The sequence below is a fragment of the Polynucleobacter sp. MG-5-Ahmo-C2 genome (assembly GCF_018687735.1).
Classification (GTDB): Bacteria; Pseudomonadota; Gammaproteobacteria; order Burkholderiales; family Burkholderiaceae; genus Polynucleobacter.
The window spans coordinates 1,703,873-1,720,580 of record NZ_CP061304.1; the positions used below are offsets into that span (position 1 = coordinate 1,703,873).

18 protein-coding genes are annotated in these 16,708 nt (G+C 45.9%); 8 read left to right on the forward strand and 10 right to left on the reverse strand.

Annotated features, from left to right (window positions below; translation table 11 throughout):
• The 4 genes from C2740_RS08730 to C2740_RS08745 are packed head-to-tail and all read right to left on the reverse strand — an operon-like array spanning position 1 to position 2,440.
• Positions 1-267 (reverse strand): DUF493 family protein, encoded by a 267-nt coding sequence (locus C2740_RS08730; protein WP_215293292.1) that lies wholly within the window; start codon positions 265-267, stop codon positions 1-3.
• A 21-nt stretch (positions 268-288) separates the two neighbouring features.
• Positions 289-1,002 (reverse strand): alpha/beta hydrolase, encoded by a 714-nt coding sequence (locus C2740_RS08735; RefSeq protein WP_215293293.1) that lies wholly within the window; start codon positions 1,000-1,002, stop codon positions 289-291.
• A gap of 18 nt (positions 1,003-1,020) precedes the next feature.
• Entirely contained in the window at positions 1,021-1,329 is a 309-nt protein-coding gene (locus C2740_RS08740) for a ferredoxin (RefSeq protein ID WP_215293294.1), read from the reverse strand.
• A 16-nt stretch (positions 1,330-1,345) separates the two neighbouring features.
• Positions 1,346-2,440 carry a VanZ family protein gene (locus C2740_RS08745; RefSeq protein ID WP_215293295.1) on the reverse strand — a complete coding sequence of 365 codons (1,095 nt, stop codon included), beginning with the start codon at positions 2,438-2,440 and terminating at the stop codon, positions 1,346-1,348.
• 37 nt (positions 2,441-2,477) lie between these two features.
• On the opposite strand from C2740_RS08745, the gene C2740_RS08750 reads away from it, so the two are divergent.
• Positions 2,478-3,278, forward strand: a complete 801-nt coding sequence (locus tag C2740_RS08750) for a biotin--[acetyl-CoA-carboxylase] ligase (RefSeq protein WP_215293296.1) — start codon at positions 2,478-2,480, stop codon at positions 3,276-3,278.
• A complete protein-coding gene (locus tag C2740_RS08755) occupies positions 3,275-4,087 on the forward strand; it encodes a type III pantothenate kinase (protein ID WP_215293297.1) in 813 nt (270 codons plus the stop codon). The genes C2740_RS08750 and C2740_RS08755 overlap by 4 nt, the downstream gene beginning before the upstream one ends.
• Here C2740_RS08755 and rfaE2 read toward each other — a convergent pair.
• Positions 4,084-4,572 carry a D-glycero-beta-D-manno-heptose 1-phosphate adenylyltransferase gene (gene rfaE2 / locus C2740_RS08760; protein ID WP_215293298.1) on the reverse strand — a complete coding sequence of 163 codons (489 nt, stop codon included), beginning with the start codon at positions 4,570-4,572 and terminating at the stop codon, positions 4,084-4,086. The genes C2740_RS08755 and rfaE2 overlap by 4 nt on opposite strands.
• Before the next feature lie 93 nt (positions 4,573-4,665).
• Between rfaE2 and C2740_RS08765 the strand changes: the two genes are divergently transcribed.
• Genes C2740_RS08765 through C2740_RS08785 form a run of 5 tightly spaced genes read left to right on the forward strand, consistent with a single transcriptional unit; the run spans position 4,666 to position 9,489 of the window.
• Positions 4,666-5,256 carry a glutathione peroxidase gene (locus C2740_RS08765; RefSeq protein ID WP_215293300.1) on the forward strand — a complete coding sequence of 197 codons (591 nt, stop codon included), beginning with the start codon at positions 4,666-4,668 and terminating at the stop codon, positions 5,254-5,256.
• Positions 5,253-6,641, forward strand: coding sequence for an NAD(P)/FAD-dependent oxidoreductase (locus tag C2740_RS08770; protein WP_215293302.1), 1,389 nt, complete (start codon positions 5,253-5,255; stop codon positions 6,639-6,641). Before C2740_RS08765 ends, C2740_RS08770 begins: the two co-directional genes overlap by 4 nt.
• Positions 6,642-7,427 carry a DUF1365 domain-containing protein gene (locus C2740_RS08775; RefSeq protein ID WP_215293304.1) on the forward strand — a complete coding sequence of 262 codons (786 nt, stop codon included), beginning with the start codon at positions 6,642-6,644 and terminating at the stop codon, positions 7,425-7,427.
• Entirely contained in the window at positions 7,424-8,716 is a 1,293-nt protein-coding gene (locus C2740_RS08780) for a cyclopropane-fatty-acyl-phospholipid synthase family protein (RefSeq protein ID WP_215293307.1), read from the forward strand. Before C2740_RS08775 ends, C2740_RS08780 begins: the two co-directional genes overlap by 4 nt.
• Positions 8,713-9,489: an SDR family oxidoreductase gene (locus tag C2740_RS08785; RefSeq protein ID WP_215293309.1), complete on the forward strand. Its 777-nt coding sequence runs from the start codon at positions 8,713-8,715 to the stop codon at positions 9,487-9,489. Before C2740_RS08780 ends, C2740_RS08785 begins: the two co-directional genes overlap by 4 nt.
• Before the next feature lie 21 nt (positions 9,490-9,510).
• Here the strand turns inward: C2740_RS08785 and C2740_RS08790 are convergent, their stop codons facing one another.
• From C2740_RS08790 to argS, 3 genes are read right to left on the reverse strand one after another with little or no spacing between them, the layout of a single operon-like run.
• On the reverse strand, positions 9,511-10,158 hold the full coding sequence (locus C2740_RS08790) for a thiol:disulfide interchange protein DsbA/DsbL (RefSeq protein ID WP_215293311.1): 648 nt from the start codon (positions 10,156-10,158) through the stop codon (positions 9,511-9,513).
• Entirely contained in the window at positions 10,155-10,751 is a 597-nt protein-coding gene (locus C2740_RS08795) for an SPOR domain-containing protein (RefSeq protein ID WP_215293313.1), read from the reverse strand. Before C2740_RS08795 ends, C2740_RS08790 begins: the two co-directional genes overlap by 4 nt.
• A 35-nt stretch (positions 10,752-10,786) precedes the next feature.
• Positions 10,787-12,514, reverse strand: coding sequence for an arginine--tRNA ligase (gene argS, locus C2740_RS08800; protein ID WP_215293315.1), 1,728 nt, complete (start codon positions 12,512-12,514; stop codon positions 10,787-10,789).
• 35 nt (positions 12,515-12,549) lie between these two features.
• Between argS and C2740_RS08805 the strand changes: the two genes are divergently transcribed.
• Positions 12,550-12,867: a DUF1840 domain-containing protein gene (locus C2740_RS08805; protein WP_215293317.1), complete on the forward strand. Its 318-nt coding sequence runs from the start codon at positions 12,550-12,552 to the stop codon at positions 12,865-12,867.
• Here C2740_RS08805 and metH read toward each other — a convergent pair.
• Positions 12,864-15,614 carry a methionine synthase gene (gene metH / locus C2740_RS08810; protein ID WP_215293320.1) on the reverse strand — a complete coding sequence of 917 codons (2,751 nt, stop codon included), beginning with the start codon at positions 15,612-15,614 and terminating at the stop codon, positions 12,864-12,866. The genes C2740_RS08805 and metH overlap by 4 nt on opposite strands.
• Complete coding sequence (locus tag C2740_RS08815) at positions 15,611-16,675, reverse strand: homocysteine S-methyltransferase family protein (RefSeq protein WP_371818572.1); 1,065 nt, start codon at positions 16,673-16,675, stop codon at positions 15,611-15,613. Before C2740_RS08815 ends, metH begins: the two co-directional genes overlap by 4 nt.
• Between the last annotated feature and the right edge of the window lie 33 nt (positions 16,676-16,708).

The following is a 16,708-nucleotide window of genomic DNA, read 5'->3' on the forward strand; positions in this document are numbered from 1 at the left end:
TTACAGAACAATGCTAACTAATGGATGTGTAGACAAAGTTCTATATAACTCATCTAGCTGCTCACGACTTGTAGCAGTAATGGGCAAGGTAATGCCTAAGTAATTACCATCCTTAGAGGGTCGTTGCTCAACTTTAGTCTCATCAAATGTTGGGTCAAATTGTTTTGCAATATGAATGATTGCTGGTAAATACTCTGGATTGGCTTTGCCCATTACCTTAATTGGAAATTCAGAAGGATATTCAATGAGTGACTTTTCTTCGGCCATATTTTTCTCTATCTTTTCTTATTATTTGCGATGATCTGGCATGCCCAACCAAGCACCAGTGATGATGTTGCGTATGCAGTGCAATCTGCGATGGAAGAAGTGATCAGCGCCAGGTACCACTTGCACGGTGAGCTCTTGCGGTCGCGCCCAATCTAAAACATCGATCAATGGAATGGTTTCATCTAACTCACCATGAATCAGAATCGTATCTGCGGGCACTGGGGCTAAAGTCCACTTACCTGCAGCGCTACCCACCATCACCAAACGCTCTGCAGGCCGGTCTACATCAATAAGCCTTTGCACCAAGTGGCTACCAACAAAGCTACCAAACGAAAACCCTGAAACTACTAGCGGCAAATTATTTAAGCTTGGAACCCATGCCTGATTAGCCGTCGCTTCAAATTGTGACCAGCTTGATGGGGTGCGCATCCAATCAGTGACCTGCAAGAGATCTTCTAACTCGCCAACGCCATCATCATGCACGCCAGCAGTGCCACCCACCCCACGAAAATTGGGACGTACGCTCACATAACCCAATTGATTAAAAGCACGTGCCATTGTCGCCGCCACTTTGTTATCCATGGTGCCACCCATCAATGGATGAGGATGGGCAACTAATGCTAAACCACGGATTGGAAAGAAAGGGTCGCTTTTTAATTCATCTGGCAGATCGATAGACATTTCTATTGCGCCAACAATGCCTTCAATATGAATTACTTTTGTACGGCTATTCATGAAAAAACTTTCTAATAACTATGACAACTGCAAGCGCTCAACTGGGCGCCCAGCCACTAAATGCGATTGGATAATTTCTTCAACATCTTCCTGGTCCACAAGGGTATACCAAATACCCTCTGGATAGACCACCATCACAGGGCCATCAGCACAGCGATCTAAGCAACCTGCTTTGTTTACACGAATCTTACCGGGGCCGGCAAGCCCCAATTCTTTGACTCTATTTTTGGCGTACTCAAATAATGCAAATGCATTATGACGATCACAACAATTTTCGCCATTGCTACGTTGGTTTAAGCAAAAAAACAGGTGGTGTGTAAAGCTCATAGAAAAATTATATTCGTCAATGTTTGGGTTTTAGTTCAGCGGCGTTATAAATCATCCAAATTAAGGCTATTGGTAACCATACCACCGATACCCACTGCATTAACTCATTAAAGTGTAATAGACGCCCTTGATGCCAATGCCGCAGATTCAGGATGAAATAAGGATTATCGGGCAGCACATGAATAGCGATAGTAGCGCTCACTAAACAAAATAATGCCAAGATAAGTCTTCCTCTTTGATTGAGTCGCAGGGCGCCTCTTAGCAAGAAACTTGCCAACACCATTCCCCATAATGCACCGGCTGTAAGCCATATCAAGCTGAATTCTCCACCAAACTGGAGAGCAGTAAAAAAGGTTTTCATGACCACAGTTATGCAAAGCAACCCATTGAGAATTCGCCACTGCGGGGCCTTAGTGCGTAAACCTGAAGAGAGCAATAAAGCAACCCCAAGCCAACAAAGGGCAGTAATCAAAGTTTCTTGCACCACTTGATTGATAACCAAGGTCCCCCAGTCGATTGAACCAAAAATTGCATGGCCCCACACGCCGGTTCCTAGCCATGAACTTTGGGGATAAATTTGTGACCAAGGAAATAATAAGAAGAGTGCGCATGCGGCCCAATTGAGACCAAACCATTGATCAAAGCGACGTCGAATTACGCTACCTGATAACCATTGTGGACCTAGGGGGATGGCTAATAAGCCGCCTAATAAACCGCCAAACATATTTGCCCACCAATCCATCAAACTAGGGATGCGGGTTGGCAACCACGATTGCAAAGTTTCCACGCTCAATGCCAGTAGCGCACTTAGGCCCAAGGCAATACTCAAGGCCACAAAGTTACGCCAACGAGGATAGGCAGCAAAAACCAGCAAAAATCCAAAAGGGATATACGCCAAGATATTCACGGAAACATCAAATAAAGTAATAAACCGGGGCAGCGGTGCGCCTACCCAGGCCGACGCGTCAATACCATTACCGAAATCAAAATCAAAAGGGTTAAGACTGACATAAACGATCAATAGCGCATAACTAAGGCTCATTGCCCTAGCCAAAGGCATAGCCTGCAAAGGCCATGCAAACTTATGGGGGCGCTGATCTTTTTGATCCATCCCACAATTCTAGGTCAGACCTTTCTACAATGGCGAAATGACCGCTAATTGCATCCTTGAACGTGTTGCCGAAACCCAATCTACAAATAATGACCTTTTGGAGCGCTGGCGCGCCGGCGAACTGATTGACCCAGTAGCCCGCATTGCTCATAAACAAACAGCTGGCAAAGGCAGGGCTGGACGTACTTGGCTAGCGCACCCTGAAGACTCTATCTGCTTTTCCTTGGCTTATCCATTTACGAGAAAGCCAGGCGAACTGAGCGGGCTTAGTCTTTTAGTTGGATTGGCGGTTATTGCTGGAATTGCACAAGCATGTGATTTGAGTGAGGTAACGCTTCATCAAGCAGGTCTTCGACTGAAGTGGCCAAATGATTTACTGCTGAATAATGCAAAACTTGGCGGCATCTTGATAGAGGGTGGCCAAGCAAAATCTACGGATCCAACCTGGATGATTATTGGTATAGGCATGAACTTGAGGAATGCGAACGCAATTGAAACAAGCTTAGGAAACCAGTCTGAATTAAAGATTGGCGCCCTTGATCAGCTGCTTTCACCTCAATCAAGGCTACCTGATATGGAATATCTCTGGTTGAAGCTCATTGCATCTCTAGAACATCATTTAAGCGAATTTAATCAACATGGTTTTGAACAGCACCAGGCGCAATGGAAAAAATGGGATGCTTATCTAGGCCAGATAGTATGTATATCTGGCGCAGGTAAAGAGCCCATCTGCGGCATTGCTCAGGGCATAGATAATGCAGGCGCTTTACTATTGCAACAAGACAATAAAACAATTGCCATTCATGCGGGCGACGTTTCCTTAAGAATTCAATCATGAGCCTTTACTTACTATTTGATGTTGGTAATACGCGTCTTAAATGGGCCGCTGTCGAATCAACACAACAGCCATCAGATCGACAAAAAAAATTATGGGCTTACTCTGGATCAATCAGTAGCAAATCGCTAGCCTCACCTGAACACAGATCAGAGTTGGCTGATTACATTGCAAAAACCTTGCCTAAACCCGATGCCATTGGTTTTACTTGTGTTGCCGGTCAAGATGCCATTGAAAATCTTCAATCACTATTTCCGCAATGGAATGACGTTTCTTGGAAACAACTCACCGGCGATAGTCAGTACGCCGGTGCACGTACCCTCTATGAAGATCCAAGTAAGCTCGGCGCGGACCGCTGGGCCTCTGTCATTGGCGCTCGCGCCCTCTCCAATACCAACATACTCATCATTAATGCTGGTACCGCCACTACGCTTGATCTGCTTGGCGCTAATGGCGTTCACTATGGCGGATGGATATTGCCTGGGCTTGAGCTAATGCAAAAAAGCTTAGAGGGTAATACCGCGCAATTGCCGCTCGCAGCTCGTGATCAAAGTAGCAATGGTTTTGGTCTATCTACCAACAACGCTATCATCAGTGGTTGTGATGCTGCGCAAATTGGCGCCATTCAATACGCAATTCAGTTAGCAAAAGAAATGAATCATCCCGTTGAAAGAGTTTGGATTGATGGTGGTAATGCCAAGATTTTGGTAGCCGAGATGAGTAAATCTAAAACGCAATCTTCATTATCAATAGAGGCAACTGAAGGCTTGGTGTTGCGCGGCATATGGGCCTGGCTACTGCAAAATCTTTAAGCGCGGATCTTGCCTAATAAGCTAGTAGTTGAACGCTCATACAGAAATGGAATCGCAATCGCTTTACCGCCCCAAGTTTTGACTAGATGGGTTTCCGCAAGAGTGTCGATTGCATAATCACCGCCCTTGACATAAATATCTGGGCGAATTTTCTCAATTAAGCTCACTGGTGTTTGCTCGGTAAAGAGCACAGCCATATCCACGCTTTCAAGTGCGGCCAACAAAGCCTGACGATCTGCCTCAGAGTTAATAGGCCTGTCCTCACCCTTACCCAGCATCTTGACCGATGCATCTGAATTAACGCCAACCACTAAGCAAGCCCCTAAAGCGCGCGCTTGCGCTAAATAGCTGGCATGCCCACGATGCAGAATGTCAAACACGCCATTGGTAAAGACCAGTGGCCTCGGAAGCTTCGCAATACGAGCAGCAAGCTGATCTAAAGGACAAACCTTAGACTCAAAAGAAGGTGGGTGCAAAGAAGTCATAACTCAATATTAAAGGCATTGGCTGCTGCCCAGCGATATTACTCAGAATGTCTTAGACTTGGGCACTAACGATCCAATAAAAGAAGGCGCTTCATGCACCGCGAGTCATCCTACTTACCCCGTACAGTTTTTACTTGGGTTTTTATCCTAACTGCCCTCCTATTAGGAGCCCAAGTTGTCAATGCAGCCCCCAGCTGCAGCCCCTTACTGTCTCAGACCTTTCCACGCCTGCAGGATGAGACACCTCAAAATCTCTGCCAATTTCAGGGGAAAGTGATTCTGGTAGTCAACACCGCCAGCTTTTGTGGTTTTACGGGCCAATATGAGGGCCTAGAAAAGATCTATGCCAAATATAAAGATCAAGGCTTTGTCGTTCTAGGCTTCCCCTCCAATGACTTTGGTCAGCAAGAGCCAGGTAGCAATAAGGAGATTGCTGACTTTTGTAAAAATACTTATGACGTGAAATTTCCGATGTTTGCAAAAAGTTCAGTTTCAGGCAGCAATCCAAACCCCCTCTTCAAGATGTTGATTGCTAAAACTGGCACAACACCAAAATGGAATTTCTATAAATATTTGATCGATCGCAATGGCAATTTTGTTGACTCGTATGGCAGTATGACTAAGCCAACCAGCAGCACTATCACTACCGAGATCGAAAAACTCTTGGCAGAAAAACCCCAATGAGCAAAAAAAGAGTTGCCATTATTGGCGCTGGTATTTCTGGCCTTGGATGTGCTTATGCGCTACGAGAGCATCCTGAATTTGACCTAACCCTGTATGAGGCTGGCGATCATATCGGCGGCCACAGCAACACCGTCGACTTCAAGTGCGCTATTGATGGAAAAGAAATCTCCCAGGGTGTTGACACCGGATTCTTAGTCTTTAATCGCAAAACATATCCACGCTTAGTCCGCCTCTTTGAAGAAATTAAAGCCCCAGTAGCGCCTTCTGAAATGTCCTTCTCCGTATCGATTGATACATCCGATAAAAAACATGCCCATCGGAATATTGAATGGGCAGGCAATGACCTAAACTCCTTCTTTGGACAAAGATCAAATCTTTTATCTCCATCATTTTGGAGAATGGCTTTTGATATCTTGCGCTTTAATCGCTTGGCCACTCAGCTAGCCCAAGAGCAAATTGAAGCGGGCCACCTTTACAAAGAGCCTGATGAAACTATTGCTAATTTTTTAGACCGTAATCGATTTAGCCAAAGCTTTAAAGAGAATTATTTTCTGCCGATGATTGGCGCAATCTGGTCATGCTCAGTCGAGCAAATGCTCGAGTTTCCCATTCAAACAATGGTCCGCTTTTGCCATAACCATGGTTTGCTTCAAATTCAGAATCGTCCACAATGGTTAACTATCAAAGGTGGCTCTCGGGAGTATGTCAAACGCATCATTGCCGCCCTTAAAGAGTCTAAAGTAAAGATTGTGCGCGAAGGTGTTGTACGCGTTAATGCCAATCAAGACGGTGGATCTCAGGTTGAGGTAATCAGTCAATCAGGTTCAGCTTTTTTTGATGAGGTGGTGATGGCATGTCATAGCGATCAAACGCTTGATCTCGTTCATGGCATTCATCAACAGGCTCGCAATATTTTGGCAGCAATTCCTTACCAAAAAAATCGTGCCATTCTCCATACAGATATTCGCTTTTTACCAGAAGCAAAACGTTGTTGGGCTGCTTGGAACTACACTGCTAAATCTGGCATGACGATTTCATCCAAACAGCACGTGAGCGTGAACTACCTGATTAATCGCTTACAGCCTCTTCCTGCACAATTAAAAGACATTCAAATTATTGTTAGCCTGAACCCCGCATCAGAACCCGATCCAAAACTAGTGCATCAAGAGATTCACTATTCACACCCAGTGTTCGATATGAGCGCTATCCAAGCTCAGAAAGAATTGCCTCTTATACAAGGCACGGCGTCAATCTGGTATTGTGGCGCCTGGACTGGATTCGGCTTTCATGAAGATGGTTTACGCTCAGGCGAGTTGGTTGCAGAGGCCTTAATAGAAAGTATTCACTCACCGCTAAAGAGCCACCCCAAACAAGATGCGCAATAAATGAATCAGCCAAAGATTAACTTTGGGGTTGTAAAACATCAGCGACTTAGACCGGCTAGGAATAGCTTTGGCTATGGTGTTTTTACTCTATCAATTCCGATGCGAGCAAGACAGCAAGCTTCCGATCTTCTGAGTCGGCACGGGCTTCACGACAATCGCCTAGGCTTGTTTTCTTTCTTTGATAAAGACCATGGCTTAGGACAAGCAGATAGCTTGCGGTGGATTGAAAACATTTTGCAAGAAAACCAGGTTCCAAATATTGATGGGGAAATCTGGTTACAAACCTTTCCCAGGGTATTGGGTTATGTATTCAACCCAGTGAGTTTTTGGATATGCACCCGTGCAAACGGCCAAGTACAGGCCGTATTGGCTGAAGTGAACAATACCTTTGGCGAGCGCCACTGTTACCTGTTGCATAAAAATTCTGGCGAGGTATTGCGCTCAGGTGAAACGCTCAGCAGTCAAAAGGTATTTCATGTTTCGCCATTTTGTGCAGTGCGTGGCAACTATCATTTTCGCTTCCTATTCCCGCAAGACAGCAATAGCGGTGCAAATTCTGTTTGCCGTATTGAGCTTCACGAAGATGGCCTCCCGCTTATCAATACAAGCATTAGCGGTAGTAGTCGCCCACTCAGTCGATCTAACCTTTGGCTAGCGTTTTTGCGTTACCCACTGATGAGTCTTGGAGTCATTTTTCGGATACATTGGCAAGCATTCAAACTATGGGTAAAAGGTGTACCCTTTCACTCCAAGCCCACTCCACCCGAATTTGAAGTTAGCAAATGAATCGTCCTGGTCAATCTTTACTTTCGCGTCTTAACTTTTCGCAGCCGAAACGGCCTGCTCAGAAGAAGCAATCTCATTTGGGTGCAGAAACTCTACTGAGCCTCTTATCCCAACTTAGCAGTGGTCACCTAAAAGTAACACTACCCGATGCCAATATCAGAGAATTTGGCAATAAATCAGACGCATTGCATGCGGAGATTCAAATTCTGGATTGGTCTGTATTTAAGCAAGTTCTGTCACACGGGGATATTGGCTTTGCTGAAAGTTATATTCGCGGAGAGTGGAACACTCCAGACCTCAAAGCCGTCCTAGAGCTTGCAATTCGTAATCGCAGAATTTTAGAAAAAGCGATTTATGGTAGTTGGTATGGATCAATACTATATCGCATCAGACACTGGTTACGGGATAACAGCAAGACTGGCAGCCGCAAGAATATCCATGCCCACTATGACCTAGGTAATGCCTTTTACACCTTATGGCTAGACCCCACCATGAGTTACTCGAGCGCTTGGTTTTCAGAGGGTGAAAAACAATCGCTCGCTGATGCCCAACGCGCCAAAATCACTCGCATTTTGCAGTCCCTCGACACCAAACCTGGCGACCATGTTTTAGAAATTGGCTGTGGTTGGGGTGGCGTCATGGAAGAAGCACTTCGTAGCAATATAGCGATTACTGGCCTTACGCTTTCAACTGAGCAAAAAGCCTTTGCCGAAGATAGGCTACAAAAAGTTCAATCGCAAATCGAACGCCCCGCACCTTTTGCTGTACGTCTTCAGGATTATCGCGATTGCCAAGAACAATTTGAGGGTATTGCCTCTGTAGAAATGTTTGAAGCTGTTGGCGAAAAGCATTGGCCAGAATATTTTCAAACGATTGCCAAATGCTTAAAGGCTGGTGGCAAAGCTTGTATTCAAACAATTGTGATTGCTGAAGAACTCTTTGAACGTTACCGCCATAGCACCGACTTTATTCAACAATATGTATTTCCTGGAGGCATGCTACCTTCACGCACCAGCTTTAAAGAGAGTGCTGCCAAAGCAGGACTTCAGATTGACGGAGAATTTGCATTTGGGGCTGACTACGCTAAAACACTTTGCCTCTGGCGTGACAGATTCAATCAAAAGCTGCATGAAGTGCATGACCTAGGGTTTGATGAAGCTTTTGTACGGCTCTGGAATTTCTATTTGATGTATTGTGCTGCTGGGTTTTCAGAGCGTAATATTGATGTTGTGCAATTCACCCTCAGCCATAAACCCATACAAGCATCACCGAATGCTCTGAGCGCATGAAACAAAAAGGGCTCCCTGATTTTTCAGAAAAACGCGTCTGGTTGATTGGCGCCTCCAGCGGGATTGGCGAGGCTTGCGCTAAAGCATTGATTAAAACTGGAGCTAAAGTGGCACTCTCCAGCCGAAGAGTGGAGCGCTTACATCCAATTGCAGATCTTGGTCATCCAGGGCAAGCACTTGTAGTGCCATTAGATGTAACTGTTGATGCGCAATTGAAAAATGGCTACCAATCAATTTTGAGCGCATGGGGCGGGATTGATTTATTGCTATTTGTTTCTGGTGTGTATGCACCCCTTCGGGCGGACAACTTTGATATTGATATCGCAGAGCAAACGATTGATGCAAACCTCCTGGGGCCCATGAGATCTGTTGCGCTTGTATTACCTGAAATGCTTAAAGCTCACGCAGGTCATATTGCTATTGTGGGAAGTGTTGCAGGCTACAGTGGCCTTCCCAAGGCCTTAGCCTATGGACCAAGCAAAGCTGCCATCATTAATTTCTGCGAGACGCTTTACTACGATCTACTCCCTCAGGGAGTGAGCGTTCACATGATTTCTCCTGGCTTTGTAGCCACCGAAGCAACCGCTCAAAATGATTTTGAGATGCCTGCCCTGATTAGCGCTGAAGAGGCGGCCACTGAAATTTTGAATGGTATTCAAAGGGGAGAATTTGATATTCACTTCCCTAAGCGATTTTCAAGGTTCTTAAAATTCCTCAGAATCATGCCGTATCCCATCTACTTTTGGATAGTGCACCGCTTCGTCAAAATCTAAATAGCGGCCGATGTAGGGTAGTTACTGTTTGTATTTATTTTTACGGATTTTTTCTTCAAGATAATCCATTACTGCTATTGCTTTAGTCTTAGTGCCAGCAATCGAGGGTGATGTAACGTACTTGCCTTGCATCACAATCGTTGGGACGCCATCTATACGATAGGCTTCCGCCAATTGCTTTGCTGCACGTGCTTTAGAGGCCACAGCAAAAGAGCGATAGGTGGCCAGAAAAGTATTGCGATCAATTCCTTGCGATGCAACCCAATCCGCAATCTCCGACTCAGTTAATAAGCGCTTGTTCTCTTTATGCATGGCATACATAACTTTTTCATTTAGGGCATCACCTTTACCCAATGCTTCGAGCGCATAAAATAATTGACTGTGTGGCATAAAGTCATCACGAAAGGCAACAGGCACTCTGCGGAAAGTCACATCCTTAGGCTGGTGCTTCATCCAACTAGTAAGCTCTGGCTCAAAGTCGTAGCAATGGGGGCAGCCGTACCAAAAGAACTCAATAACCTCTACCTTGCCCTTGGTCTCAACGGGTTGTGCAATTGGAAGAATGCGGTAATCGAACCCTTCCTCGATCTTTTGGCTTTGTGCACCAACAAGTCCGCTAAGACACAGCAATGTCAGTAATGTAAAGGCTCTTTTGCTAAATGAGATCATGATTTGCTGGATTTAATCAGGGTTGGTTTAATGCCCATGCTGCTTAACTTATCCCGCACTGGATTGCCCTCATCAGGACTATTGTAAGGGCCTACACGCACACGCCATAAAGTATTGCCATCAGCAGTCACTTCACTCAGTTGCGCTTGAATTCCTTGGATGGCTAAATTTGCTTTTTGTGCGTCAGCATCAGCGCGCTTTACAAACGCCCCTACTTGCAGGAAATAAATGGCATCCGTTTTTAAGCCAGTTTCGGCTGGCTTTTTGCTGCTTACCAAATCGCCAATCGGATCAGATGGAGCCGATGTTTGTGACTTTCCTTGCAAAGGCTTATTCAAATCCAATGGCTCTATCGGAGCCGCAGCCTCGCCTTCAGTGGGTGCTGCGGAAGGCTTAATGGTGAGCGGTAGATTAGGCGCACGAACCCCAGGCTTTTCTTGAGGGGTATTTTTAGAGAGGTACAGGGCAATCGCCAGGGCAATTCCTAATCCCGCGCCCAGGCCGACCACAAAACCGAGGATAGTGCCGCCATACTGGGCGTTCTTCCCGTCGATCTTTATGAAGCCAGCTTGTTGATTCGGTTGTTTCATCATTTCCTCATCTTACATTTTCACTTCATACACCGCCACTACATCTTAGCGGGTGCAGATACCCCTAATACTTTTAAACCATTTTGTAGTACTTGGCGGGTCGCCAATAGTAACGCCAGACGAGCCGCCTTGAGATTTTGATCGTCTACTAGCACACGGTCTGCGTTATAGAAGGTATGAAAATCGCCGGCCAAGTCCCGCAAGTAGAACGCAAGCGCATGAGGAGCCAGCTCAGCAGCAGCATCGGTAAGCACCTCAGGATACTCTGCTAAACGACGCAATAAATGGTCTGATGCCTTACTTTGCAACAAAGATAAGTCAGCTGAAGCCAAATCAGAAATTTGACCACCCCATTGCTGCAAGATTGAATTGATGCGCGCATGAGCATACTGAACATAAAACACTGGATTCTCGTCATTTTGCTGTAAGGCTAAATCAATGTCGAAAACAAATTCAGTGTCTGCCTTGCGTGAGATCAAGAAAAAGCGCACCGCATCACGGCCACGTTGTAATGCCAACTCTCTTGTTTCAGGAGTCATCTCGGGAGTAACTCCGCCAGACCACTCAACCAAATCACGCACGGTGACATAAGAACCCGCGCGTTTAGAAATCTTGACCTCTTCACCATGGCGCATCACGGTTACCATCTTATGCAAAACATAATCTGGATAAGTCTTCGGAATATCCCAGCCGCGCTTTTGTGCCACGCCCTGTAAGCCAGAGCGAACGCGGGCTATCGTGCCATGATGGTCGCTGCCTTGTACATTAATGACCTTATGGAAACCCCGATTCCATTTACTAGTGTGATACGCCACATCAGGAACGAAGTAAGTAAAGCTGCCATCAGACTTGCGCATCACACGATCTTTATCATCGCCATCATCTGTAGTTCTTAACCACAATGCGCCTTCAGACTCATAGGTCTTGCCGATACTTTGTAAATCGCCCACAATTTGCGCAACGCTGCCGTCGGTATATAGAGATGATTCTAAGTAATAACAATCGAATTGCACGCCGAACGTTTTCAAATCGATGTCTTGCTCATTACGCAAATAAGCAACCGCAAAAAGACGAATGGCCTCAAGATCATCCTTGTACTCTGGAGAACTTTTGAAAGCAGCAGCAATCTCGGCAATATACTCACCGTTATAAGCTTGCTCTGGCCAAGCCGAATCGCCAGGCTTCAAGCCATTTAAACGCGCCTGAACAGATAAAGCCAAATTAGCAATTTGCACCCCAGCATCGTTGTAATAAAACTCACGATGCACCTTAGTCCCTTGGGTTGCCAATAAATTTGCCAGCGCATCACCAAGCGCAGCTTGTCTGCCATGACCAACATGCAGGGGACCTGTAGGGTTGGCTGAAACAAACTCAATCATAGCGTTTGCCACTGTAGCCCGATCTTTTGGTAGCTCACCAAAATAGGGGCCTTCTGTCAGGATCTCATTGACTACCGCTGTTTTTGCAGCATTACTTAAGCGAAAATTGATAAATCCAGGGCCTGCAATTTCACAAGAATTAATAAGCTGGTCAAAACCAGGCTCTTTTTGTAAACACTCAACCAAAGCCTGAGCCAACTCCCTGGGATTGAGCTTCCAGGCCTTTGATAACTGAAGAGCGATATTGCAGGCGACATCACCATGATCAACGGCCTTGGGGCGCTCTAAACGTGGCGCAGTGGGCTGATCTAAGCCACGCTCCCGAGCAAGGCTCCCAAGCGCACTGCCAAGCATCTGAATTAAACGATTTTTATTGGTTAACAACATAGAAGAGTGAGTTTATCAGGTGGTAAGCTATTGAAATGATCTATCAATTTCGCTCAAAAGCTGGTCCAGACGTCATTATGATGGCCGATCTGACCAAGCGGATCTTCGATATTTTGGGTCGTCCACTAGAGTCTCGCGGGATCCTCATGGTTGAGCAACTCCCCGCCCTGATTACAACTCTAGAGACTGCCATCCTCAAAGATCTCGAGGAGCGCTCTAAGACCCAGGATGAAACTAAAGAGGAGGCTGAAAAACCAAAGCTGGCTGATCGCCTTGGCCAAAGGGCCTACCCGTTTCTTGAGCTAATGAAGCAGGCTAAAGCCAAAGACGAACCCGTGATGTGGGGCGTTTAATCTATTAGGCTTGCCAATTGGCGGCGGATATCTTCGACAGACTCACCACGACGTTTAGCCATATCCTCAAGCTGATCAGCTGAGATTTTTCCAACATTAAAATAACGCGCATCTGGATGGGCAAGATAAAAACCGCTCACACTAGAAGCCGGGTTCATGGCCATCGACTCAGTCAAGGTCATACCAATATCTTCGGAACCGATGACTCTCAGTAGATCTTTTTTCACTTCGTGAGCCGGGCAAGCGGGATAACCAGGTGCAGGACGAATACCACGATACTTTTCTTCAATCATCTGATCGTTCGTCAGAATCTCATCCGTGGCATAACCCCATAAATCAGTACGCACTCGGTGATGCATCAGCTCAGCAAATGCTTCTGCCAAGCGATCAGCCAAAGCTTTCAACATAATCGCACTATAGTCATCATGCTTAGCCTGGAACTCTGCTACTTTCTTTTCCACGCCATGGCCAGTTGTAACCGCAAAACATCCAAGGTAGTCAGCCACACCAGAATCTTTTGGAGCAACATAATCCGCTAAGCAACGATTTGGTCTGCGCAGCCCATCAATCACTGGACGCTCAGCCTGTTGGCGTAAGTTATGCCACACAAATAGTGGGTGCTCGCGCGCTTCATCGCTATACAAAACAATATCGTCGCCAATCGTATTAGCAGGATAGAAAGCCACTACCGCATCAGCCTGCAACCATTGGCCCTTGATCAACTTATCAAGCAAGACCTTAGCATCCTCAAATACCTTGCGAGCCTCAATACCCACAATCTCATCATCTAAGATGGCCGGGAACTTGCCAGCCAAATCCCATGTTTGAAAGAATGGGGTCCAGTCAATATATTTAGCAATGTCGCTTAGTGCAAAGTTTTTAAATACGCGGCGACCAATAAATTTTGGCCTCTCAGGGACATACAAAGACCAATCAATGAGCTCGCGATTTTTACGAGCCGCTTCCAAAGAAATGGTTGGCGCAGCTTTCTTATTAGCATGTTGCTCACGAATACGAACATAGTCATCACGCAAGTCTTGAATAAACTTCTTAGCACTCTCATCTGAAAGTAGGCTTGATGCTACAGATACTGAGCGTGATGCATCCGGTACATACACTACCGGACCATCGTAATGCGGCGCAATCTTCACAGCGGTATGCACGCGTGAGGTTGTGGCACCACCAATCATCAGTGGTATTTGACGCTCACGGAAATAATCATCACGCTGCATCTCTTGAGCAACATAAGTCATCTCTTCCAGTGATGGCGTAATCAAACCAGAAAGGCCTATGATATCTGCATTTTCCTCCTTAGCACGCTTCAGAATCTCAGCACAAGGAACCATCACGCCCATATTGGCTACTTCGAAGTTATTGCATTGCAAAACGACAGTCACAATATTTTTTCCAATATCGTGCACATCACCCTTCACTGTAGCCATCACGATCTTGCCTTTGGCTTTGGCTTCACCACCAGCAGCAACGTGTTGACGCTTCTCTTCTTCAATATAAGGAATCAGAATAGCCACAGCTTGCTTCATAACGCGCGCACTTTTAACTACTTGAGGTAAGAACATTTTTCCCGCACCAAACAAGTCGCCAACAACATTCATACCATCCATGAGCGGGCCTTCGATTACCTCAATCGGCCTACCACCTGTACCCATGATTTCAGAGCGTAACTCTTCTGTGTCTTCTTCAATAAAATTGGTGATGCCGTGAACCAAGGCATGGGTTAAACGCTCACGCACAGGAGCCTCACGCCATACCAAGTTCTCTACTTGCTTAGCGCCACCGCCTTTAAATTGATCGGCAATATCGAGTAAACGCTCCGTTGGCGTTTTGCCCTCTTTCACTTGAAAGCGATTCAGAACCACATCCTCAACCCGTTCACGGAGCTCTGGATCTAAATCAGCATATACGCCTAACTGACCCGCATTCACAATGCCCATATCCATACCAGCCTGAATGGCGTGATACAAAAATACGGTATGAATCGCTTCACGCACCCGATCGTTACCGCGGAATGAGAAGCTCACATTAGAAACGCCACCACTGACTTTGGCGCCCGGAAGATTTTGTTTTATCCAGCGTGTAGCGTTAATAAAGTCGACCGCATAGTTATCATGCTCTTCAATACCAGTAGCAATTGCGAAAATATTTGGGTCGAAAATAATATCTTCAGCTGGAAAGCCGATTTCATTTACTAAGATTTGATAGCAACGCTGACAGATTTCTGTCTTGCGCTTGAATGTGTCCGCTTGACCAACTTCATCAAATGCCATCACCACAGAAGCAGCACCATAACGACGTATTAAGCGCGCCTGATTTCTGAAAGGTTCTTCACCTTCTTTTAGGGAGATGGAGTTAACGATTGGCTTACCTTGAATACATTTCAAGCCGGCCTCAATCACGGTCCATTTGGAAGAATCAATCATGATCGGAACTCGAGCAATATCAGGCTCAGAAGCAATCAGATTTAAGAAGCGCACCATGGCCGCCTCAGAGTCCAGCATCGCCTCATCCATATTAATATCGATGACTTGTGCCCCATTCTCAACTTGTTGACGCGCTACTGCGAGCGCTTCATCAAACTGGTTATTCAGAATCATGCGAGCAAAGGCTTTGGAGCCTGTGACGTTCGTACGCTCGCCGATATTCACAAAACCAACTTCTGGAGTCATGTTAAATGACTCAAGCCCTGAAAGCTTCATTGCAGGCATGGCTTTTTTATCTAACTTACTCATGCCGCTGCCTCAGAATCTTCGCGATAGAAAGCACGAGGCCTACGTTTAGCAACTGCGTTAGCAATCGCGCGAATGTGATCGGGTGTAGTACCGCAGCAACCACCGACTAAATTAACCAAGCCATCTTTAGCAAAACCATCTACTAAGCTTGAAGTAATTTCTGGGGTTTCATCAAAGCCAGTATCACTCATGGGATTAGGCAAGCCAGCATTAGGGTAGCAAGATACGGCTGCGTCACAAATACGTGCGAGCTCTGCGATATACGGGCGCATCAAGGCGGCACCTAAGGCGCAATTTAAACCAAATGTTAGCGGCTTAATATGACGCAAGCTATTCCAAAATGCTTCAACCGTTTGACCAGATAAAATTCGCCCAGAAGCATCAGTAACCGTACCGGAGATCATCACCGGCAAACGCTCACCCGTCTCTTCAAAGAATTCATCTAGCGCAAACAACGCCGCTTTGGCATTGAGTGTGTCAAAAATGGTTTCAACTAAAAATAAATCTACGCCCCCAGTAAACAAACCTTCAATCTGTTCACGATAAGAAGCGCGCAACGCATCAAAGGTGACATTACGCGCTCCCGGATCATTGACATCTGGAGAAATGCTTGCTGTCTTTGGTGTGGGGCCAATAGCTCCAGCAGCAAAACGAGGCTTATAGGGGGTACTGTATTTTTCACAAGCTGCACGAGCAAGTCTTGCAGAGACTTCGTTCATCTCACGCGCAAGACCGGCCATTTTGTAATCCTCTTGAGCAACTGATGTTGCGCCAAAAGTATTTGTTTCAATGATATCGGCACCAGCATCCAAATACTGCTCGTGTATCTTGCTAATAATTTGCGGTTGGGTCAAAACCAAGAGTTCATTATTGCCCTTAATATCCCCTGGATGCTCAGCAAAGCGAGTATTAGCAGGCAAGCCGCGGTAATCAGCCTCAGTCAATTTGTATTGCTGAATCATGGTACCCATCGCACCATCCAAAATCAGAATACGCTGTTTCAGCAGCTCGGGAAGAGCCTGACCACGTGTGTAAGGCTGGGACATACCATTAGATTGCATTGATTAACCGGGATAAATCTCTAGAATCCCTTA